General features: G+C 60.8%; 16 protein-coding genes. 10 read left to right on the top strand and 6 right to left on the bottom strand.

From position 1 onward, the window contains the following. The first annotated feature begins 6 nt into the window (after positions 1-6). The 10 genes from murD to QF043_RS23800 all read left to right on the top strand — a co-directional run bounded on the left by murD (position 7) and on the right by QF043_RS23800 (position 11,755). The gene (murD, locus tag QF043_RS23845) at positions 7-1,353 is read left to right on the top strand and encodes a UDP-N-acetylmuramoyl-L-alanine--D-glutamate ligase (RefSeq protein WP_307420415.1); all 1,347 of its coding nucleotides are present in this window, start codon (positions 7-9) and stop codon (positions 1,351-1,353) included. After that, positions 1,350-2,567 (top strand): putative lipid II flippase FtsW, encoded by a 1,218-nt coding sequence (ftsW, locus tag QF043_RS23840; RefSeq protein ID WP_056858979.1) that lies wholly within the window; start codon positions 1,350-1,352, stop codon positions 2,565-2,567. The genes murD and ftsW overlap by 4 nt, the downstream gene beginning before the upstream one ends. Continuing rightward, positions 2,557-3,627, top strand: a complete 1,071-nt coding sequence (gene murG, locus QF043_RS23835) for an undecaprenyldiphospho-muramoylpentapeptide beta-N-acetylglucosaminyltransferase (RefSeq protein ID WP_056858978.1) — start codon at positions 2,557-2,559, stop codon at positions 3,625-3,627. Before ftsW ends, murG begins: the two co-directional genes overlap by 11 nt. Next, entirely contained in the window at positions 3,620-5,065 is a 1,446-nt protein-coding gene (gene murC / locus QF043_RS23830; RefSeq protein ID WP_065912514.1) for a UDP-N-acetylmuramate--L-alanine ligase, read from the top strand. Before murG ends, murC begins: the two co-directional genes overlap by 8 nt. Continuing rightward, on the top strand, positions 5,062-6,018 hold the full coding sequence (locus tag QF043_RS23825) for a D-alanine--D-alanine ligase (RefSeq protein ID WP_307420414.1): 957 nt from the start codon (positions 5,062-5,064) through the stop codon (positions 6,016-6,018). Before murC ends, QF043_RS23825 begins: the two co-directional genes overlap by 4 nt. A 4-nt stretch (positions 6,019-6,022) precedes the next feature. Further along, complete coding sequence (locus QF043_RS23820; RefSeq protein WP_017138182.1) at positions 6,023-6,892, top strand: cell division protein FtsQ/DivIB; 870 nt, start codon at positions 6,023-6,025, stop codon at positions 6,890-6,892. A gap of 15 nt (positions 6,893-6,907) precedes the next feature. Further along, a complete protein-coding gene (ftsA, locus tag QF043_RS23815) occupies positions 6,908-8,173 on the top strand; it encodes a cell division protein FtsA (RefSeq protein WP_017138181.1) in 1,266 nt (421 codons plus the stop codon). Between the two features lie 66 nt (positions 8,174-8,239). Then, a complete protein-coding gene (gene ftsZ, locus QF043_RS23810; RefSeq protein ID WP_056858975.1) occupies positions 8,240-9,445 on the top strand; it encodes a cell division protein FtsZ in 1,206 nt (401 codons plus the stop codon). Between the two features lie 112 nt (positions 9,446-9,557). After that, a complete protein-coding gene (lpxC, locus tag QF043_RS23805; protein WP_003171886.1) occupies positions 9,558-10,469 on the top strand; it encodes a UDP-3-O-acyl-N-acetylglucosamine deacetylase in 912 nt (303 codons plus the stop codon). A gap of 281 nt (positions 10,470-10,750) precedes the next feature. Beyond that, complete coding sequence (locus QF043_RS23800) at positions 10,751-11,755, top strand: hypothetical protein (protein ID WP_307420413.1); 1,005 nt, start codon at positions 10,751-10,753, stop codon at positions 11,753-11,755. Between the two features lie 81 nt (positions 11,756-11,836). On the opposite strand, the gene QF043_RS23795 is transcribed toward QF043_RS23800, so the two are convergent. From QF043_RS23795 to QF043_RS23770, 6 genes are all read right to left on the bottom strand, one after another. Continuing rightward, positions 11,837-13,330 carry a diguanylate cyclase gene (locus tag QF043_RS23795; protein WP_307420412.1) on the bottom strand — a complete coding sequence of 498 codons (1,494 nt, stop codon included), beginning with the start codon at positions 13,328-13,330 and terminating at the stop codon, positions 11,837-11,839. A 187-nt stretch (positions 13,331-13,517) separates the two neighbouring features. Continuing rightward, positions 13,518-14,840 (bottom strand): OprD family porin, encoded by a 1,323-nt coding sequence (locus QF043_RS23790; RefSeq protein WP_307420411.1) that lies wholly within the window; start codon positions 14,838-14,840, stop codon positions 13,518-13,520. Positions 14,841-15,097: 257 nt separating this feature from the next. Continuing rightward, positions 15,098-16,462, bottom strand: coding sequence for a heavy metal sensor histidine kinase (locus QF043_RS23785; protein ID WP_307420410.1), 1,365 nt, complete (start codon positions 16,460-16,462; stop codon positions 15,098-15,100). Then, positions 16,452-17,129: a heavy metal response regulator transcription factor gene (locus QF043_RS23780; protein ID WP_017138176.1), complete on the bottom strand. Its 678-nt coding sequence runs from the start codon at positions 17,127-17,129 to the stop codon at positions 16,452-16,454. Before QF043_RS23780 ends, QF043_RS23785 begins: the two co-directional genes overlap by 11 nt. A gap of 10 nt (positions 17,130-17,139) precedes the next feature. Then, on the bottom strand, positions 17,140-20,235 hold the full coding sequence (locus QF043_RS23775) for a multidrug efflux RND transporter permease subunit (protein ID WP_307420409.1): 3,096 nt from the start codon (positions 20,233-20,235) through the stop codon (positions 17,140-17,142). Then, entirely contained in the window at positions 20,232-21,398 is a 1,167-nt protein-coding gene (locus QF043_RS23770; RefSeq protein WP_307420408.1) for an efflux RND transporter periplasmic adaptor subunit, read from the bottom strand. Before QF043_RS23770 ends, QF043_RS23775 begins: the two co-directional genes overlap by 4 nt. Between the last annotated feature and the right edge of the window lie 96 nt (positions 21,399-21,494).

The following is a 21,494-nucleotide window of genomic DNA, read 5'->3' as shown; positions in this document are numbered from 1 at the left end:
AAACGAGTGTCCCTGATCGCTTCAGACCACTTCCGCATCGTTGTCGGCCTCGGCAAGAGCGGCATGTCCCTGGTTCGCTTCCTGGCGAACCGGGGCACGTCGTTTGCCGTGGCCGATACGCGGGAAAATCCACCGGAGCTGGTCACGCTGCGCCGTGACTACCCGCACGTGGAAGTGCGTTGTGGCGAGCTGGATGTCGAGTTTCTGTGCCGTGCCGACGAGCTCTACGTGAGCCCCGGCCTGGCCTTGGCGACACCGGCCCTGCAAGCCGCTGCGGCCCGTGGCGTGAAGCTGTCCGGCGACATCGACCTGTTTGCGCGTCACGCGAAGGCACCGATCGTGGCCATCAGCGGCTCCAATGCGAAAAGCACCGTGACCACCCTGGTCGGCGAGATGGCGGCTGCGGCCGGCAAGCGCGTGGCCGTGGGCGGCAACCTCGGCACGCCGGCGCTGGACCTGCTCAGTGACGATATCGAGTTGTACGTGATGGAGCTGTCGAGCTTCCAGCTCGAAACCACCCACGACCTGGGGGCAGAAGTCGCCACCGTGTTGAACGTGAGTGAAGACCACATGGACCGCTACAGCGGCCTGCCGGCGTACCACTTGGCCAAACACCGGATTTTCCGCGGTGCCAGGCAATTTGTGGTCAACCGCCAGGATGCCCTGAGCCGTCCGTTGATGGGCGAAGGCATGCCTTGCTGGACCTTTGGCCTGAGCAAACCTGATTTCAAAGCCTTCGGCATTCGCGAAGAGAACGGCGAGAAATACCTGGCCTTCGAATTCGAGAACCTGATGCCGGTGCGCGAGCTGAAAATCCGTGGCGCGCACAACCAATCCAATGCCTTGGCGGCCTTGGCGTTGGGGCACGCCGTCGGCCTGCCCTTTGATGCGATGCTGTCGAGCCTGCGTACCTTCGGCGGCCTCGAGCATCGCTGCCAGTGGGTGCGCGACCTCAATGGCGTGAGCTACTACAACGATTCCAAGGCCACCAACGTGGGGGCCGCACTGGCTGCCATCGAAGGGCTCGGCGCTGATATCGACGGCAAGCTTGTGCTGATCGCCGGTGGCGACGGCAAGGGTGCCGACTTCAAAGACCTTAAAGGCCCGGTGGCTGCACATTGCCGCGCCGTGGTGCTGATCGGCCGGGACTCGGACTTGATCGCCGCCGCGTTGGGCGACGCTGTACCGCAGGTGCGCGCCACCTCGCTGGACGATGCTATTGCCCACTGCAAGGCCCTGGCCCAATCGGGAGATGCGGTGCTGCTGTCCCCGGCGTGCGCCAGTTTCGACATGTTCAAGAACTACGAAGAGCGCGGCCAGCTGTTCGCTCGCGCCGTGGAGGCCTTGGCATGAATTTCAGAAATATCATCAAGCCGTACCCATCGCCGATCATCACCGGTCGTGGTATCGACCTCGACTTCCCGATGCTCGCCGGCTGCCTGGCGCTGCTGGGCCTTGGGTTGGTCATGATCACTTCGGCGTCTTCGGAAGTGGCCGCGGTGCAGTCGGGCAACACCCTGTACATGATGATCCGTCACCTGGTGTACCTGGTGATTGGCCTCGGCGCCTGCATCGTTACCATGATGATTCCCATCGCCACCTGGCAGCGCCTGGGTTGGCTGATGCTGATCGGCGCGTTTGGTTTGTTGATCATGGTGATCCTGCCCGGCATCGGCCGTGAGGTGAACGGTTCGATGCGCTGGATCGGCTTCGGTGCGTTTAACGTGCAGCCGTCGGAAATCGCCAAGGTGTTCGTGGTGATCTACCTTGCCGGTTACCTGGTCCGTCGCCAGAAAGAAGTGCGCGAAAGCTGGATGGGCTTCTTCAAGCCGTTCATCGTGCTGCTGCCCATGGCTGGCCTGTTGCTGATGGAGCCGGACTTCGGTGCCACCGTCGTCATGATGGGCGCGGCCGCAGCGATGCTGTTCCTCGGCGGTGTGGGCTTGTTCCGGTTCGCCATGATGGTGGTGCTGGCGGTGGTCGCAGTTTACCTGCTGGTGGAAGCACAACCGTACCGTATGGCGCGCCTGATTACCTTTACCGACCCCTGGTCCGATCAGTTCGGCTCCGGCTACCAGTTGACCCAGGCGCTGATCGCCTTTGGTCGCGGCGGATGGCTGGGTGTGGGCCTGGGCAATAGCGTGCAGAAGCAGTTTTACCTGCCGGAAGCGCATACCGACTTCGTGTTCTCCGTGCTTGCCGAAGAACTCGGTGCCGTGGGTTCGCTGTGCACCGTTGCACTGTTCATGTTCGTCTGCGTGCGAGCGCTTTACATCGGTCTCTGGGCCGAGAAAGCCAAGCAGTTTTTCGCAGCCTATGTTGCCTACGGCCTGGCGTTTTTGTGGATCGGCCAGGTGCTGATCAACATCGGGGTAAACATCGGTCGCTTGCCGACCAAGGGTTTGACCCTGCCGTTTCTCAGCTACGGCGGCAGCTCGTTGGTTATCTGCTGCGTGTGCCTGGGCTTGCTGCTGCGCATCGAGTGGGAGAGCCGTACTCACCTGGGCAGCGAAGAGATGGAATTCAGCGAGAGCGATTTTGCCGAGGAGCCGAACCATGGGCGCTAACGTGCTGATCATGGCGGGCGGCACCGGGGGCCATGTGTTCCCGGCCCTGGCGTGCGCGCGTGAATTCCAGAACCGTGGCTACACCGTGCATTGGCTCGGTACGCCACGTGGCATCGAAAACGAATTGGTCCCGAATGCCGGCTTGCCGCTGCACTTGATCAACGTCACCGGCTTGCGTGGCAAGGGCAAGTTGTCCCTGCTCAAGGCACCGTTCGTGTTGCTCAAGGCGGTATGGCAGGCGCGCAAAGTGATTCGTGAATTGAAGCCGGTGTGCGTGCTGGGCTTTGGTGGTTATGTGACCGGCCCGGGTGGAGTTGCCGCCAGGCTCGCCGGCGTACCGGTGATCGTGCACGAACAGAACGCCGTTGCCGGTACGGCCAACCGCCTGCTGGTGCCGTTGGCCAGCCGAGTGTGCGAAGCGTTCCCGAAGACCTTCGGCGCCTCGGACAAATTGCGTACCACCGGCAACCCGGTGCGCACCGAACTGTTCATGGCCATTGCTCGTCAGGCGCTGGAAGGGCGCAAGCCGCACTTGCTGATCCTGGGCGGAAGCCTGGGCGCCGAGCCGCTGAACAAATTGCTGCCCGAAGCCCTGGCGCTGCTGCCCGTGGACCTGCGTCCCGAGGTGTTCCACCAGGCCGGTAAAAACCACGATGAAATCACCGCTGCCCGCTATCGCGAGGCCGGTGTCGAGGCGAACGTACAGCCTTTCATCAAAGACATGGCCCATGCCTATGGCTGGGCCGACCTGGTGGTTTGTCGCGCTGGTGCGCTGACCGTCAGTGAACTGGCCGCCGCCGGTCTGCCGTCCTTGCTGGTGCCTTTGCCCCACGCCATCGACGATCACCAGACCCGCAACGCCGAATATTTGGCCGGGGAGGGCGCTGCCTTCCTGCTGCCGCAAAGAACGACTGGCGCCGCCGATTTGGCCGCACGCCTGACCGAGGTTTTGATGCAACCGGAACGACTCAACAGCATGGCGAGCACCGCAAGCCGCCTGGCTAAACCTGACGCAACCCGCACCGTGGTCGATATCTGCCTGGAGGTGGCCCATGGTTGAGAATCAGAAAGCCATGCCGCAGCCCGAAATGCGCCGCATCCGTCGTATCCACTTCGTCGGCATCGGCGGCGTGGGCATGTGCGGGATTGCCGAAGTCCTGCTGAACCTGGGTTATCAGGTGTCCGGCTCGGACTTGAAAGAGTCGCCGGTCACTGATCGCCTCAAGTCTTTTGGCGCGCAGATTTTCATCGGCCACCGCGCCGAGAACGCCGCCGAGGCTGACGTGCTGGTGGTGTCCAGCGCCGTGAACACCTCCAACCCGGAAGTGGCCACCGCCCTTGAGCGCCGTATTCCAGTGGTGCCACGCGCCGAGATGCTGGCCGAGCTGATGCGCTATCGCCATGGCATTGCCGTGGCCGGTACGCACGGCAAAACCACCACCACCAGCCTGATCGCCTCGGTGTTCGCCGCCGGCGGCCTGGACCCGACCTTCGTGATTGGTGGCCGCCTGAATGCAGCCGGCACCAATGCCCAGCTCGGCACCAGCCGTTACCTGATCGCCGAAGCCGATGAAAGTGATGCGAGCTTCCTGCACCTGCAGCCGCTGGTCGCTGTCGTTACCAATATCGACGAAGACCACATGGCCACCTACGACGGTGACTTCAACAAGTTGAAGAAAACCTTCGTCGAGTTCCTGCACAACCTGCCGTTCTACGGTTTGGCGGTGGTGTGCCTGGACGATCCGGTGGTGCGTGAGATCCTGCCATCGGTCAAACGCCCAACCGTGACCTACGGCTTCAGCGAAGACGCCGACGTGCGCGCGATCAATGTGCGCCAGGAAGGCATGCAAACCTTCTTCACCGTGCTGCGCCCTGACCGCGAGCCGTTGGACGTGTCGGTGAACATGCCGGGCAATCACAACGTATTGAACTCGCTGGCGACCATCTGCATTGCCTCCGATGAAGGCGTCAGCGATGAGGCCATCGTCGAAGGCCTGTCGCGTTTTGCCGGTGTTGGCCGGCGCTTCCAGGTCTACGGCCAACTGCCGGTAGAAGGCGGCGACGTGATGCTGGTGGACGACTACGGTCACCACCCAACTGAAGTTGCAGCCGTTATCAAAGCCGTGCGCGGTGGCTGGCCGGAGCGCCGCCTGGTGATGGTGTACCAGCCGCATCGCTACAGCCGCACCCGCGACCTGTACGACGACTTTGTCAATGTATTGGCCGATGCCAACGTGCTGTTGCTGATGGAAGTCTACCCGGCCGGTGAAGAGCCGATTCCGGGCGCCGACAGCCGCAAGCTGTGCAACAGCATCCGTCAGCGTGGCCAGTTGGACCCGATCTACATCGAACGCGGTGTGGACCTGGCGCCGATCGTCAAGCCGCTGCTGCGTGCCGGCGACATCCTGCTGTGCCAGGGCGCCGGTGACATCGGTGGCCTTGCGCCCAAGCTGCTCGCCAGCCCGCTGTTTGCGGCGGCGAAGGGGAAGTCGAAATGATCACTGACTACGCCTCCCTGTTCTCGACCATCACGCCTGCCGACTTCGGCCGCGTGGCCGTGTTGTTCGGCGGTAAAAGCGCTGAGCGCGAAGTCTCGCTCAAGTCCGGCAATGCCGTGCTCGAAGCGCTGCAAAACGCCGGCGTAAATGCATTCGGAATCGATGTGGGCGACGATTTCCTCGCCCGCTTGCAGGCCGAGAAGATTGACCGTGCCTTCATCATTTTGCACGGCCGTGGCGGTGAAGACGGCAGCATGCAAGGCTTGCTGGAGTGCCTGGGCATTCCTTACACCGGCAGCGGCATCCTCGCGTCGGCACTGGCCATGGACAAGTTGCGCACCAAGCAGGTGTGGCACAGCCTGGGTATTCCAACCCCGCGTCACAGCGTGCTGTGCAGCGAAGACGATTGTATTTCTGCAGCCAAGGAACTGGGCCTGCCTTTGATCGTCAAACCTGCCCATGAAGGCTCCAGTATCGGCATGGCTAAAGTGAACTCGGCCGCCGAATTGATCGACGCATGGAAAGCGGCAAGTACCTACGATTCGCAAGTGTTGGTGGAACAGTGGATCCAGGGTCCCGAGTACACCATCGCCACCCTGCGTGGCCAGGTATTGCCGCCTATCGCATTGGGCACGCCCCACACTTTTTACGACTACGACGCCAAGTACGTGGCTTCCGATACTCAGTACCGGATCCCGTGTGGCCTCGACGCAACCAAGGAACAGCAATTGATGGACCTCACGGCGAAAGCCTGTGAGGCACTGGGTATCGCCGGTTGGGCGCGGGCAGACGTGATGCAGGATGACCAAGGGAATTTCTGGTTCCTTGAAGTCAACACCGCTCCGGGCATGACCGATCACAGCCTGGTACCTATGGCAGCCCGTGCTGCCGGTCTGGACTTCCAGCAGTTAGTGCTGGCGATCCTGGCCGCAAGCATTGAGCCAAGAGGCTAACCCCATGAACGGCGCATCGCTTCGTCATCAGCAACCTCCAGTGCCCAGCCGCAAGCCGGTGCCTCGAGGTGCCAGCCGAATGGTGGCTAAAGAGCCGATGTCGGCGCGCCTGCCGAAAGCCAACTTTGGTTTTCTCAAAGCGCTGTTCTGGCCGGTATTGCTGGTGGCGTTGGGCTTCGGCACTTACGAGGGCGCACAACGCCTGTTGCCGTATGCCGACCGGCCGATCACCAAGATCAGCGTGCAGGGCGACTTGAGCTACATCAGCCAGCAAGCGGTACAGCAGCGCATCGGCCCGTACCTGGCGGCGAGCTTCTTTACCATCGACCTGGCGGGCATGCGCGCAGAGCTGGAACAGATGCCGTGGATCGCCCACGCCGAAGTCCGTCGTGTATGGCCGGACCAGGTGACGATCCGCCTGGAAGAGCAACTGCCCGTGGCCCGTTGGGGTGATGGCGCACTGTTGAACAACCAGGGCCAGGCGTTCGCGCCGCGTGAAGTGGCCAACTATGAGCACCTGCCGCAGCTGTTCGGGCCGCAGCGGGCGCAGCAGCAAGTGATGCAGCAGTACCAGGCGCTGAGCCAGATGCTGCGGCCATTGGGTTTCTCCATTGCACGCCTGGAATTGCGTGAGCGGGGCAGCTGGTTTTTGACGACCGGGGCAGGCAGTTCCGGCCCGGGCATCGAGTTGTTGCTGGGACGCGACCGCTTGGTGGAAAAGATGCGCCGCTTTATTGCCATCTATGACAAGACCTTGAAAGAACAGATTACGAACATTGCGAGCGTCGACCTGCGTTACGCCAACGGCCTGGCCGTCGGATGGCGTGAACCAGCTGCGCCGACGACAGCCAAACCCGCTGTCGCGAAGAATTAAGAAGAGGCAGGACCCATGGCAAACGTGCAAAGCGGAAAAATGATCGTCGGTCTCGATATCGGCACCTCCAAGGTGGTGGCGCTGGTCGGCGAGGTCGGGGAAGACGGTGTGATCGAAATCGTCGGTATCGGCACGCATCCGTCCCGGGGCCTGAAGAAGGGCGTGGTGGTGAACATCGAGTCCACCGTGCAGTCGATCCAGCGCGCCATTGAAGAAGCGCAGCTGATGGCCGGTTGCCGAATTCACTCGGCGTTCGTCGGCGTGGCCGGCAACCATATCCGCAGCCTGAACTCCCACGGCATCGTGGCGATTCGCGACCGTGAAGTCAGCTCGGCCGACCTTGAGCGCGTACTCGACGCTGCCCAGGCCGTGGCGATCCCGGCTGACCAGCGCGTGCTGCACACCCTGCCGCAGGACTACGTGATCGATAACCAGGAAGGCGTGCGCGAGCCGCTGGGCATGTCGGGCGTGCGCCTGGAAGCCAAGGTTCACGTGGTGACCTGCGCCGTCAACGCCGCACAGAACATTGAAAAATGCGTGCGCCGCTGCGGCCTGGAAATCGACGACATTATTCTTGAGCAGTTGGCCTCGGCCTACTCGGTACTCACCGACGATGAAAAAGAGCTGGGCGTGTGCCTGGTCGACATCGGCGGCGGCACCACCGACATCGCGATCTTCACCGAAGGTGCGATCCGCCACACTGCCGTGATCCCGATTGCGGGCGACCAGGTCACCAACGACATCGCCATGGCGCTGCGTACGCCGACCCAGTACGCCGAAGAAATCAAGATCCGCTACGCCTGCGCCCTGGCCAAACTGGCCGGTGCCGGTGAAACCATCAAGGTGCCGAGCGTGGGCGACCGTCCACCGCGCGAACTGTCGCGCCAGGCCCTGGCCGAAGTGGTCGAGCCACGCTACGACGAGCTGTTCACTCTGATCCAGGCTGAACTGCGCCGCAGCGGCTACGAAGATTTGATCCCGGCCGGCATCGTGCTGACCGGTGGCACCTCGAAGATGGAAGGCGCGGTCGAACTGGCCGAGGAAATCTTCCATATGCCCGTGCGCCTGGGCGTGCCCCATGGCGTCAAAGGCCTGGGCGACGTGGTGCGCAACCCGATTTATTCCACCGGTGTGGGCTTGCTGTTGTACGGGCTGCAAAAGCAGACCGACGGCATTTCCCTGTCGGGCCCGAGCATCCGTGACAGCTACCGTGGCGGCGACGACGAAGCCAAAGCGCCGTTGTTCGAGCGGCTGCAGGCTTGGGTAAAAGGCAATTTCTAAAGATTTACCGCAACACCGCAGTAAGTAGTAGGCGAAAAAACTAGAGAAAACGAAAGGAGAGGGAACATGTTCGAACTCGTAGACAACATCCCCGCAAGCCCGGTTATCAAAGTAATCGGTGTTGGCGGTGGCGGCGGCAACGCTGTCAATCACATGGTCAAGAGCAACATTGAAGGCGTTGAATTCATCTGCGCCAACACTGATGCCCAGGCGCTGAAAAGCATCGGCGCGCGGACCATCCTGCAATTGGGCACAGCTGTGACCAAGGGCCTCGGCGCTGGCGCCAACCCGGAAGTCGGCCGTCAAGCCGCGCTGGAAGACCGCGAGCGTATTGCTGAAGTGCTGCAAGGCACCAACATGGTGTTCATCACCACCGGCATGGGCGGCGGTACCGGTACCGGTGCAGCCCCGATCATTGCCGAAGTGGCCAAGGAAATGGGGATTCTGACCGTTGCTGTGGTGACGCGTCCGTTCCCGTTCGAAGGTCGCAAGCGTATGCAGATCGCTGACGAAGGTATCCGTCTGCTGTCTGAAAGCGTCGACTCGTTGATCACCATTCCCAACGAGAAACTGCTGACCATCCTGGGCAAGGACGCCAGCCTGCTGTCCGCGTTCGCCAAGGCTGACGATGTACTGGCCGGTGCCGTTCGCGGTATCTCCGACATCATCAAGCGCCCAGGCATGATCAACGTCGACTTTGCCGACGTGCGTACCGTGATGAGCGAAATGGGCATGGCGATGATGGGCACTGGCTGCGCCAGCGGTCCGAACCGTGCACGCGAAGCCACTGAAGCGGCGATCCGCAACCCGTTGCTCGAAGACGTGAACCTGCAAGGTGCACGCGGCATCCTGGTGAATATCACCGCCGGCCCTGACCTGTCCCTGGGTGAGTACTCCGACGTGGGTAGCATCATCGAAGCCTTCGCTTCCGAGCACGCCATGGTCAAAGTCGGTACCGTTATTGATCCGGACATGCGCGATGAACTGCACGTGACCGTGGTTGCGACCGGCCTGGGCGCAAAAATCGAGAAGCCTGTGAAGGTCATCGACAATACCGTTCATACCAGCCACAACAGCCACGCCAGCCAGCAAGCTGCCGCTCCAGCGCCTGCGCGCCAGGAACTGCCGTCTGTGAACTACCGTGACCTGGACCGTCCAACCGTGATGCGCAACCAGGCTCAGGCCGGTGCTGCGGCGTCCCGTAGCCTGAATCCGCAAGATGATCTGGACTACCTGGACATCCCGGCATTCTTGCGTCGTCAGGCCGATTAATGGAATGTATCAGGGCTATGAAGGTGATTGGTGTTCAGCAAAGGTCTGGTCTGCTATTATCGCCAGCCTTTGTTGATACCAGTTCGCAATTTGCGCTGAAGCGGTCCAAGCCATGATTAAACAACGCACCCTGAAGAATATTATCCGTGCCACAGGTGTAGGTCTGCACTCCGGGGAGAAGGTATACCTGACTCTCAAACCTGCACCTGTCGACACCGGCATCGTGTTTGTTCGTGCCGACCTGGACCCTGTGGTGCAGATTCCTGCTCGCGCGGAAAATGTTGGCGAAACCACGATGTCGACCACGTTGGTCAACGGTGACGTCAAAGTGGACACGGTGGAGCACTTGCTCTCGGCCATGGCTGGCCTGGGCATCGATAACGCCTACGTCGAGCTCTCCGCGTCCGAAGTCCCCATCATGGATGGCAGCGCTGGACCCTTCGTATTCTTGATTCAATCTGCCGGCCTGGAAGAACAGGACGCAGCCAAGAAGTTCATTCGCATTCTGCGGGAAGTGACAGTAGAAGACGGCGACAAGCGCGCCACCTTCGTTCCGTTCGAAGGCTTTAAAGTGAGCTTTGAGATCGATTTCGATCACCCGGTATTCCGTGACCGCACCCAAAGTGCAAGCGTGGATTTTTCCAGCACTTCGTTCGTAAAAGAAGTCAGCCGCGCCCGTACCTTTGGTTTCATGAGTGACATCGAGTACCTGCGCAAGCACAACCTCGCACTCGGCGGCAGCGTTGAAAACGCCATTGTGGTCGACGCGGATGGTGTACTGAACGAAGACGGCCTTCGCTATGAAGACGAATTCGTGAAGCACAAGATCCTCGATGCAATCGGTGACCTCTACCTGCTGGGCAATAGCCTGATAGGCGAGTTCAAAGGCTTCAAGTCGGGCCACGCCCTTAACAACCAGCTGCTGCGCAAGTTGATTGAGCAGACAGACGCTTGGGAAGTCGTGACCTTCGAAGATGCCAGCACCGCACCGATCTCTTACATGCGTCCCGTTGCGGCGGTGTAAGTAACAACTCTCTTTCTTTAGTTTTGAAAGGCCACCTTCGGGTGGCCTTTTTTTTTCTTCAGGTTTTTGCTGTGACGTGTTGATTAAGACGCTGATGATGAAACGTGTAGAAAACATTAACGTTTTTTTTGTAGGAACTGATACCTCTGCGTATTCCACAAAGTGTACGTGGTGCCGTTGAATTGACGACATATTGAAAAGTGATTCAGACCCCGACTGCAATTTCGTCAACGCTATGCCGACGGACCGTAAACATTAACTAATGCAAAGGTGTATCAGCGATGAGTAATGTTTCTACAAGCCCTCTATATCCTGCGCGCTATCCGCAGCAGCAAAATAATGACGGTGCTAATAATCAAGCGCCTCCTCGCGCCTTGACGGCACCCTACACAGCTAATGTTTTCGGTGGCGAGCTAAAGTATCAACCGATTCCCACGTTCAGCTTTTCGCCATCGACCACGGCCACTATTGCCGCTAAAGTTACAACGCCCATCGGCCTGAGTGTGGGGGTAGGTGCAACTGCACGGTTTCAACCCGAGATCAGCATTGGCCCAAACGACGCCGGCGGCGTTAAAGTCGCCATCGTGCCAAAGATGCGGCTGGAGCTCAGCGGTAATGTGAGTGTGGGCGTTCCCAGCATCTTAGGGTCGGATATTGGCGTCAACGCCGGCGGCAGCCTCGCCAAGTGGGTTGAGTTTAGTGCTCCAGAGTTCAGCGTTAACTTGAACCCGGATGGCGTATTAAATATTAATGCTAATTTAAACCCCACGCTCACGCTGACTCAGCGCGCTGCTTTAAACGGTGGTGTTCAGGCGAATGTTGCCAACTCAGGTGTTGGTGCGGGCGCAGGCGTGGATCAAAGTCTTGTGCATCAAACACAGCAACAAATAAGGCTGGGTGGTCCGGGCGTCAAGTTTGAAATGCTGCCTGGCAGCAGGCCGCAAATAACGACAAACCTCGATGGGACAGTTTCTATTTCTAATAGTTATAGTTTCGTCCCCAAGACGTCGGTAAGCGGAAATGTCCAGGCCGGTCCAGTCAGTTTTAATGCGGGTGGGGGCGTTACACCGGGAGTGACCGTGAAGTACACAATGACACTCAGTACTGATCTCTCAAGTAAGATCCCTCCCAAAACTAACGTGACTATTTCGTCTGGTGTTTTGGTTGACGCTTACTTAGGTCTTAAAGTTTCCTTGTTTCCTAAGGAGTGGCCAGTGAAGGTTGAGGCTGGCGTCGCTTTCCACCCTTCTGCCTCGGCATCGACTTCGGGGGGAGTGACGGTGTAAGTCTCGGCGCCAGGTTATGTCGGTACGGGCCGAACACCTGGTGGACGCATGTGCGCAGATCGGCTGGGCAGGCATCAACGTTCAGCCAAGGTCTGAGGCCTCGACAATGCGATTACGCCCGGTGTGCTTGGCCTCATACAACGCCTGATCCGCATTGAGCAGCAAGTCCTCAAGTGCCATGCGGCTGCGTTTTTGCCATGTGCCCATGCCGATACTCACCGTGATCGGCCCGTCGGCACCGGCCACCCGTGGCAAATGCTCGACGCTGCTGCGGATATGTTCGGCAATCAACCAGGCGCCCTTGGCGTCGGTATGCGGCAGCACCACCGCAAACTCTTCGCCACCGTAGCGCGCCGCCAGGTCAGCCGGGCGGCGGATGTTGTCTTCGATTACTTGGGCGACTGCACGCAATGCTTCATCGCCGCCGTGATGGCCATGCAGGTCGTTGAAGGCCTTGAAGTGATCCACGTCGATCATCAGCAGGCTCAGCGGCTCGGTCGAGCGTTGTGCGCGGTCCCATTCCAGGCGCAGGCGCTGGTCCAGAGTGCGGCGGTTGGCAAGGCCGGTGAGGGCGTCGGTGGCCGCCAGTTCTGACAGCACTTGCTCTGCACGATGGCGGCGGCGCAGCTCCTTGCTCAGCATCCAGGTGAGCCACAACAGGCCGATGCACAACACGCCCGTGGCCATGCTGACCAACCACGCTGCACGCCGCCATGGGGCAAACACTTCATCGCTGGACAACGCCACCGCGACAATTAACGGCAAGGTGCCCACGTTCGAGAAACTATAAAGCCGTGGCTGGTTGTCGACGCTGGAGACGCCACGAAAGCTGCCATCGCGTTCACGCAGCATGCGCGCGACATTAGGGCGCTGGCTCAAGTCCTTGTCGATCATGTCCACTTCCAGCAGCGGTTGTTGCGCCAGCAGGATGCCTTGGTGGTTGATCAGGTTGATGGTGCCGTTGTTTCCGATGTTCAGGCCGCTGAACAACTGTTTGAAGTACGACAGACGCATCGAGGCCACCGCCACGCCCAGAAAGCGCCCGTCCGGGGATGACACACGGCGGCTGAATGCGATGCGCCACTGGTCATCACACACGCAACGGGCCAGGAAGGGGCGGCTGATGTACAGCCCCGGCTCAGGGTTTCTGCGGTGTGCCTGAAAATAGTCGCGGTCAGCGAAATTACCGGTCTTGGGGGTGAGCAGCGAGGAGTCGGCGATCACTTCACCACTGGGGCCCAGCAGCAGAATGTCGCCCTTGAAGGGCGCGGCGGCCGAGCGATCGAACAGCACCAGATGGCGGATACTGGCGGACACTCCCTGCAGGTCGCTGCGTTCGGTGGCGGCGATCAGGCCCTTGAGGGCCATGTCGTAGAGTTCGACATTGCGCAGCACATCGGCGTCGATCAGTTGGGTGATGTTATTGGCGGTACGCTTGGCGGTCTGCAAGGTGTTGGCATGTTCGCGAATCAGCAGCGCGGTGACGATCGCCACGATCAGGAACACCGTGAGGCAACTGCCCAGGATCAACAAGCGTTCCGGGCGACGGGTGGGTCGGTTGAGACTTGGACTCATCGGGCGTACTTCTGCTTCGAGGATGCCAATAGCGTAGTAGGCAAACGCAGGTTTGGTGTGGGAGCTGGCTTGCCTGCGATGCAGACACCTCGATGCAGCTGCAACACCGCAGCGATGCTATCGCAGGCAAGCCAGCTCCCACACAAGCCAGCCCCACATCAGCTATTCATCGCCAGACAGATTTAGCTCAGAACACGTTGATCGGGTAATCCACAATCACGCGGTATTCATCCACATCCCGGTCCACCGCCGAGTAGCCATTGCCACCACGATTGGTTGCCCACTGCAGGCGCACGGCCAGGTCTTTGGCTTTGCCGCCTTGCACCACGTATTTCAAGTCGATGTCGCGTTCCCAGTGCTTGGCGTCTTTGCCATCGGCGCTGTACCAGGCGCTGTAGCCACGGCTGTTGGGGTCGACCTTGGTCAGGTCGGTCTTGCCGCTGATGTACGACACGGCGGACGTCAGCCCCGGCATGCCGAGGCCTGCAAAGTCGTAGGCATACTTGAGCTTCCACGAGCGCTCGTTGGGGCCGTTGAAGTCCGAGTATTGCTGGGAATTGTCCAGGTACACGCTGTCGCCCTGGGTGATGTAGTCGAACGGTGTGTTGCCGTTGACCCGCTGGTACGCGGCGGTGAGGCTGTGGTTGCCCACGCCCACGGTGAAATGCAGGCTGTAGGTGTTGTTGTCGATGCTGCCCAGCAACGACTGGCCGGTGTCCTGGGTGTGGTAGTAGTGCAGGCCCGGGTTGAGACTGACCAGGTCGTTCAGCGCGTAGGTGTAGTCCAGGTCGTAGTAGTACTGGTGCCACACGTCCTTGAGTTCGGAGGCGTACAGGTTGCTGGTCAGGCCCGGAACGCCGCTGAAGGACACACCGGCCCAGTTCAGGTGCTGGCTGTCGGCGTTGGCGGGCAACGTGCCGTAGCTGGTGCCGATGCGCCGGTGGCCGCTCTGGTTGTAGAGCTTGGTAAAGCTCGCCTGGCCGCCTTCGAGCATCCAGCCGTCGAAACTGTGGTTGGTCAGGCTCACCCCCCGGAACGTCTGCGGCAACATGCGAGTCATGCCGCCGGCGATCACCGGGTTGTTAAGGAACAGGTCGCCGGCTTTGAGCTCGGTGTCGAAGGCGCGCATTTTCAAGGTGCCGCCAGCGGTGGAGAACGAGCCAGGCGCTTTGCCGTTGCCGCTGCCGTAAGGCAGGATGCTGGAACCGTCAGTGCCGCCGCCGCCGTCGAGCTTGAGGCCGAGCATGGCATTGAGGTCCAGGCCAAAACCGACGGTGCCCTGGGTGTAGCCGGATTCGAAGGTGCCGATAAAACCCTGGCCCCATTCTTTGCTGTCATCGGTGTGAATGTCGCGGCGGTCGCGGTTCATGTAGTAGTTGCGGGTATTGATTTTGAGGCTTGAGCCTTCGACGAAACCGTCAGCGGGGGTCGAGTCTGCCGCGTGGGCAAGGGGGCCGATCGTTGCTGCAATCGCGAGGAATAACGGGGTGAACGTCAGCGAGTTCTTCACCGGTTTAGCTCCTTTGGTCAATCGAAAACGGCCATGTCGTGAGGGTGTGCCTGGCCTTTTTTTACGGCAAAAAAAAGCCGCTGAAGTCAGCGGCTTTAAACAGATTCCCAGTGTAGAGCCCTGGAAATAAGTCGAGGGAAATTCGGGTGAGCGGGAAGCTGCCTTGCCGTCGCGCTCATCGGTGCGTCAAAGTAACGCAGGTGAGCGGTGCGATATAGAGTGTAACAAGATAATGACTGTTGCCCAAACCGCAACAGTCAGACCGGCAAGGTAATGCCAAAGGTATTACCGCCCCCCTCACTGCGCACAAACACATCGCCGCCATGCATCAACGCGATCGCCTTGACGATCGCCAGCCCCAGTCCGTGATTCGCGCCGCTGTTACTGCGTGACGCGTCCACCCGGTAGAAGCGTTCAAACAAGCGCGGCAAATGCTCGCTGGCAATTTCATCGCCGGGGTTGGTAACCCCAATCGCTACCCACTGCTCCTGCACTTCAATGCTCACGTCGATGTTCTGCCCCGGCGCGGTGTGCTGCACCGCATTGCTCAGCAAGTTGATCAGCGCGCGGCGCAGGTGGGCTTTTTCGATGTGCACCAAGGCGTCGCCGCGCACGCGCACGTTGACTTGGGCGTCTTCGAGGATGAAGTCCAGGTAGTCGAGGGTGGTGGCGACTTCATCGGCCAGGGAGCTTTCGATCAGTTTGGTGGCCTTGCTGCCTTGGTCGGCGCTGGCCAGGAACAGCATGTCATTGATGATCGAGCGCAGGCGTTCCAGCTCTTCGAGGTTCGATTGCAGCACCTCGAAGTAATGCTCGGCCGAACGACCACGGGTGAGCGCCACTTGGGTCTGGCCGATCAGGTTGGTCAGCGGCGAGCGCAGTTCGTGGGCCACATCGGCATTGAATGACTCCAGGCGTGAATACGCCTGCTCGACTCGATCCAGTGTGGCGTTGAATGAGTTGACGAACTGGCTCAGCTCCGGCGGCAAGGGCGACAATTGCAAGCGCCCAGAGAGTTTGGGCGGAGCGAGTTTTTGCGCTTCATCCGAGAGCTTGCCCAGCGGTTTGAGGCCGATACGCGAGACCCAAAAGCCCAGCAGCGCCGCCAGCGCGACGCCAACACAGGCCAGGCCGATCAAGACCATCAACAGATGGTGCTGAGTGGCGCGGAAGTTCTCGGTGTCGATGGCGATCATAAAGCGCAGTGATGGGCGTTGATCCTTGGCCGCGAACTGGCTCACCAACACTTTGAACGGGTATTCATGCCCCGGCAGGCGCAGGTCGCGCTTGCCGGTCGGCCCCTGGGCGAATGCGCGGATCTGCGCAGTGGGGTTGCCGTATTCGTAGCTCGGGTCGCTGCTCACCACCCAGAAGCGGATGCGCGTGTCTTCTTCGCCGAGCAACTTCAACTTGGCGGTGATTTTTGCCCAGTGATCGGGTGTACCAAAGCGGTTCACCGAGGACTCCAGCACGCTGTAGCGCGCATCCAGTTCGGCGCCCGGCAACAAGCCCAGGCCGCGATCCACTTGTTGGTACAGCGCGCCGCCGATCAACACGAAGATCAGCAGCGCCACCAACGTGAACATGCCGCTCAGGCGCACGGCGATGGAGTTAGCCGACACTTCTGCTCTCCAGCACATACCCCATGCCACGAATGGTGTGCAGTAACTTGTGTTCGAACGGCCCATCGAGCTTGGCGCGCAGACGCTTGATCGCCACTTCCACCACATTGGCGTCGCTGTCGAAATTGATGTCCCAGACCATTTCCGCAATCGCAGTCTTGGACAGGATTTCACCCTGACGCCGTGCCAACACGCTGAGCAGCGAGAACTCCTTGGCGGTCAGGTCCAGGCGCAGGCCATTGCGACTGGCCTTGCGGCTGATCAGGTCGATCCACAGGTCGGCCACGGTGACTTGCACCGGCTCGTGCCCGCCACTGCGACGGGTCAGCGCTTGCAGGCGCGCCACCAGTTCGAGGAACGAAAACGGTTTGCCCAAATAATCATCGGCGCCTTCACGCAGGCCACGGATGCGGTCTTCCACACGCTCGCGGGCGGTGAGCATGATCACCGGCGTCTGTTTGCGTGCCCGCAGTGCGCGCAACACCCCAAAGCCGTCGAGGCCGGGCAGCATCACGTCAAGCACGATCACCGCGTAGTCGTTTTCCAGCGCCAGGTGCAAGCCTTCGACGCCCTCGCGTGCTACATCGACGGTGTAGCCTTGCTCCGTCAGGCCGCGGTGCAAGTAGTCCGCGGTTTTTTCTTCATCTTCAATAATCAGGACGCGCATGACCCCGCCTTTAGTGTGTGGTCGCCAGCGCCAGCGCTGGTTTGGGCCTGTGGAAAAACTTCTCAAGGTACAAGTATATGACCGGTGTGGTGAACAGCGTCAGCGCCTGGCTCACCAACAGGCCGCCGACCACCGCAATCCCCAGCGGCTGGCGCAGTTCCGCGCCTGGTCCGGAGCCGAGCATCAACGGCACGGCGCCGAGCAGGGCGGCGAGGGTGGTCATGATGATCGGCCGGAACCGGGTGACGCAGGCTTCATAAATCGCCTCCTCAGGTGGCAGCCCGCGCACGCGCTGGGCTTCCAGGGCAAAGTCGATCATCAGGATGCCGTTTTTCTTGACGATACCGATCAGCAGCACCAGCCCGATCAAGGCCATGATCGAAAAATCCTGGCCCAGCAGCCACAGCATGATCAACGCCCCCAAACCCGCCGAGGGCAAGGTGGAGATGATGGTGAGCGGGTGCACGAAGCTCTCATACAGCACACCCAAAATAATATAGACCGCCACCAGCGCCGCCAGAATCAGCCACGGTTGGCTGGCCAGCGAACTCTGGAACGCCTGGGCGGCGCCCTGGAAGGTGCCGATCAGGGTGGTCGGCATGCCGATTTCGTTCTTGGCCTGGTTGAGCATGATCACCGCATCGCCCAATGCCACGCCGGGTGCCAGGTTGAATGACAGGTTGGCCGCCGGGAACATGCCGTCATGGCTGATGGACAACGGCCCCACGCTGGGCGGGTCGACCTTGGCCAGTGCCGACAGCGGCACCATCTCGTTGGTCAGCGGTGAGCGCAGGTAAAAGTAATTCAGGCTTTCGGCCTTGCCGCGTTGTTGGGTATCGAGTTCCAGCACCACCTGGTACTGGTTGATCTCGGTCTGGAACTCGTTGATCTGGCGCTGGCCGAACGCGTCATACAGCGCCTGGTCGACATCTGTGGCAGTGAGGCCAAAGCGTGCCGCCGCCTGGCGATCGATGCTGATGTGAGTGATGCTGCCGCCCAGTTGCAGGTCGTTGGACAGGTCGCGAAAGGCCGGGTTGGCGCGCAGTTTTTCGGTCAGGCGTTGGGTCCAGGTATTGAGCGTGGGGCCGTCGTTGCTCTTGAGTACATATTGGTACTGGGCGCGGCTTGGGCCGGAACTCAAGTTGATGTCCTGGCCGGCGCGCAGGTACAAGACGATACCCGGCACCTTGGCCAGTTTGGGGCGGATGCGGTCGATGAACTGGCTGGCGGACACATCGCGATCACCGCGGTCTTTCAAGGCGATCCAGAAACGCCCGTTGGCGATGGTCTGGTTGCTGCCGGTCACGCCCACCGAATGGGAAAACGCGGCCACCGCCGGGTCGTCCTTGACGATCTCGGCCAGGGCCTTGTGCTTGGCGACCATGTCCGGGTACGACACGTCGGCGGCCGCTTCGCTGGTGCCGAGTACAAAGCCGGTGTCCTGCACCGGGAAGAACCCCTTGGGGATAAACACGTAGCCGATCACGGCCAGTGCCAGGGTCACTATGAAGATCGCCGCCATGCTGCGTTGATGCGCCAGCGCGCGGCGCAGGTTGCGCGCGTAGCCGGCGAGCAGGCGCTCGCTGAAACCCGGTTTGTCATGGGCATGATGAGTCGGTGCGCGCATGAACAGCGCGGCCAGGGTCGGCGCCAATGTCAGCGAAACCACCACCGAAATCAGGATGGTCGAGGTGGCCGTCAGCGCGAACTCCTTGAACAGCCGCCCGACCACGCCACCCATGAACAGCAGCGGAATAAACGCCGCCACCAGCGAGAAGCTGATGGACACCACGGTAAAACCGATCTCGCCGGAGCCCTTGATCGCCGCCTCGCGTTTATCCAGGCCCGCCTCCAGGTGACGGTGAATGTTCTCCACCACCACGATGGCATCGTCGACCACAAAGCCCACGGCGATCACGATCGCCACCAGCGTCAGGTTGTTCAAGCTGAAGCCGAGCACATACATCAGCGCGAAACTGGCGATCAGCGACACGCCGAGCACACTGGACACAATCAGCGTCGCCGACAATTGGCGCAGGAACAGCGCCATCACCGCCACCACCAGCAAGATGGCGATCAGCAGGGTCACTTCCACTTCATGCAAGGACGCGCGGATAGTCTTGGTGCGGTCGGTCAACACGCTGACCTGCACCGAGGCGGGCAACATGCCTTCCAGGCGCGGCAGCTCGGCTTGAATGCGGTCCACGGTCTCGACAATGTTGGCGCCGGGCTGGCGCGAAATCACCAGGTTGACCCCGGGCGTGTCACCGGACCAGGCCTGCACGTAGGCGTTTTCCGAACCGTTGATGACTTTGGCGACATCACGCAGTTGCACCGGCGCGCCGTTCTTGTAGGAAACGATCAGTTGGCCGTATTCCTCCGGGTGAAACAACTGGTCGTTGGTGGATAACGTCGACACGCTGTTCTCGCCGTAAATCGCACCTTTGGCCAGGTTCAGGCTGGACTGCTGGATGGCCAGGCGCACATCGGCGAGGGTCAGGCCGATGGCCGCGAGCTTGTCCGGTGAAGCCTGTACCCGAATCGCCGGGCGTTGCTGGCCGGTGATGTTGATCTGGCCAACGCCGTCGATCTGGCTGATCTGGCGTGCCAGCAGGGTTTCCACATAGTCGCTCAGTTCGGTGCTGGGCATGCTGTCGGAACTGACGCTGAGGATCAGCACTGGGCTGTCCGCCGGGTTGACCTTCTTCCAGGTCGGCAGGCTCGGCATGTCGCTGGGCAGCTTGCCGGAGGCGGTATTGATCGCCGCCTGCACTTCCTGCGCGGCGGTGTCGATGCTTTTGTTCAGGGTGAATTGCAGGGTCAGCAGGCTTGAGCCCAAGGCGCTGCTGGACGTCATCTGGGTCATGCCGGGGATGGCGCTGAATTGCACTTCCAGGGGCGTGGCCACGGATGAGGCCATGGTGTCCGGGCTGGCGCCGGGCAAGGTGGCGGTGACCTGGATGGTCGGGAATTCCGCTTCCGGCAGCGGCGCCACCGCCAGGCGCGGGAAGGCAATCAGCCCCAACAGCACCAGCGCAAAGGTCAGCAGCAGGGTAGCCACCGGGTGGTCGACGCACCAGGCGGACGGCGAACGGCTGCCGCTCATGGTTGCACCTTGGCTTGGGCGGTCTGGATCACTTGCGGTGGTTCTTTGAGCACCTCGATCTGCGCGCCGGCCTTGAGCCGTGACTGGCCATCGCTGACCAGCACGTCACCGGCTTGCACGCCCTTGATGATGTTCACGTCGCTGTCCTGATACGCCACCTGCACCGGCACGATCTCAACCTTGTCGCCGTTGACGCGGTACACAAAGTGCGCGTCGAGCCCACGTTGCACCACGGTCGGCGGCACCACCAGGGCGTTTTTGTCGAGGGCGGTCTGGATCTTGATGGTCACCAGTTGCCCTGGCCACAGGCGTTGCGAGGCGTTATTGAATTCAGCCTTGGCGCGCAGGGTGCCGGTGGTGGAGCTGATCTGGTTGTCGATCAGGCTCAAGTGGCCTTCGCCGAGCAGGTCGCCGGTCTGGCCGTCGGTGTCGGCGCCCATGTAGGCATCGACGCTGGCCTGTGTGGGCGCTGCGATCAAGCCTTGCAGGGTCGGCAGCATCTGTTGCGGCAACGAAAACTCCACGGCGATCGGATCGATTTGCGTCACCGAGAACAAGCCTTGGGTATCACTCATGCGCAGGAAGTTGCCTTCATCCACGGTACGAATGCCGACACGGCCGGTGACCGGCGAGCGAATCTGGGTGTAGGAAAGCTGTACCAGAGCCGAATCAATCGCGGCCTGATTACCTTGCGCCGTGGCCTTGAGCTGATTGACCAGGGCTTGCTGCTGGTCATAGGTCTGCTTGGACACGCCGTCGTCGACGCTCAGCTCTTTGTAGCGCTTGAGGTTCACCAACGCCACTTGCAACTGCGCCTGGCTTTCACCCAACTGCGCCTTGGCCTGATCGAGGCTGGCGCGGATCGAACGGTCATCGAGGGTCGCCAGCAGGTCACCGGCCTTGACCAATTGGCCCTCCTTGACCAGCAGCTTGGTGAGGATGCCGTCGATTTGCGGGCGGATCACCACGCTGTGCAACGACAGCACCGAGCCGATACCACTGACAAATCGCGGAATGTCCTGCTGTGTGACGCTCACCACCCGCACTGGGATGGCGGTGGACACCGCCAGTTTGGTTTTGGCCGGTCGGTTGAAGGCCCAGGCTGCCATTGCCACGACCACCAGAGCACCCACGATCAGGGCGGTTTTTCGTTGAATCTGCATGGGGTGTGGCGCCGGGGCAAGGGGTTGGGAGTGTGAGGGTTCTTTATAGCCCGCCAACCCGGTCAGCACGGTGACTGCTAACTGACAGCGCTGTCA

Origin of the sequence: Pseudomonas sp. W3I7 (genome assembly GCF_030816095.1) — a bacterium.
Lineage (GTDB): Bacteria > Pseudomonadota > Gammaproteobacteria > Pseudomonadales > Pseudomonadaceae > Aquipseudomonas > Aquipseudomonas salomonii.
This window is presented reverse-complemented; position numbering and strand designations above follow the sequence as displayed.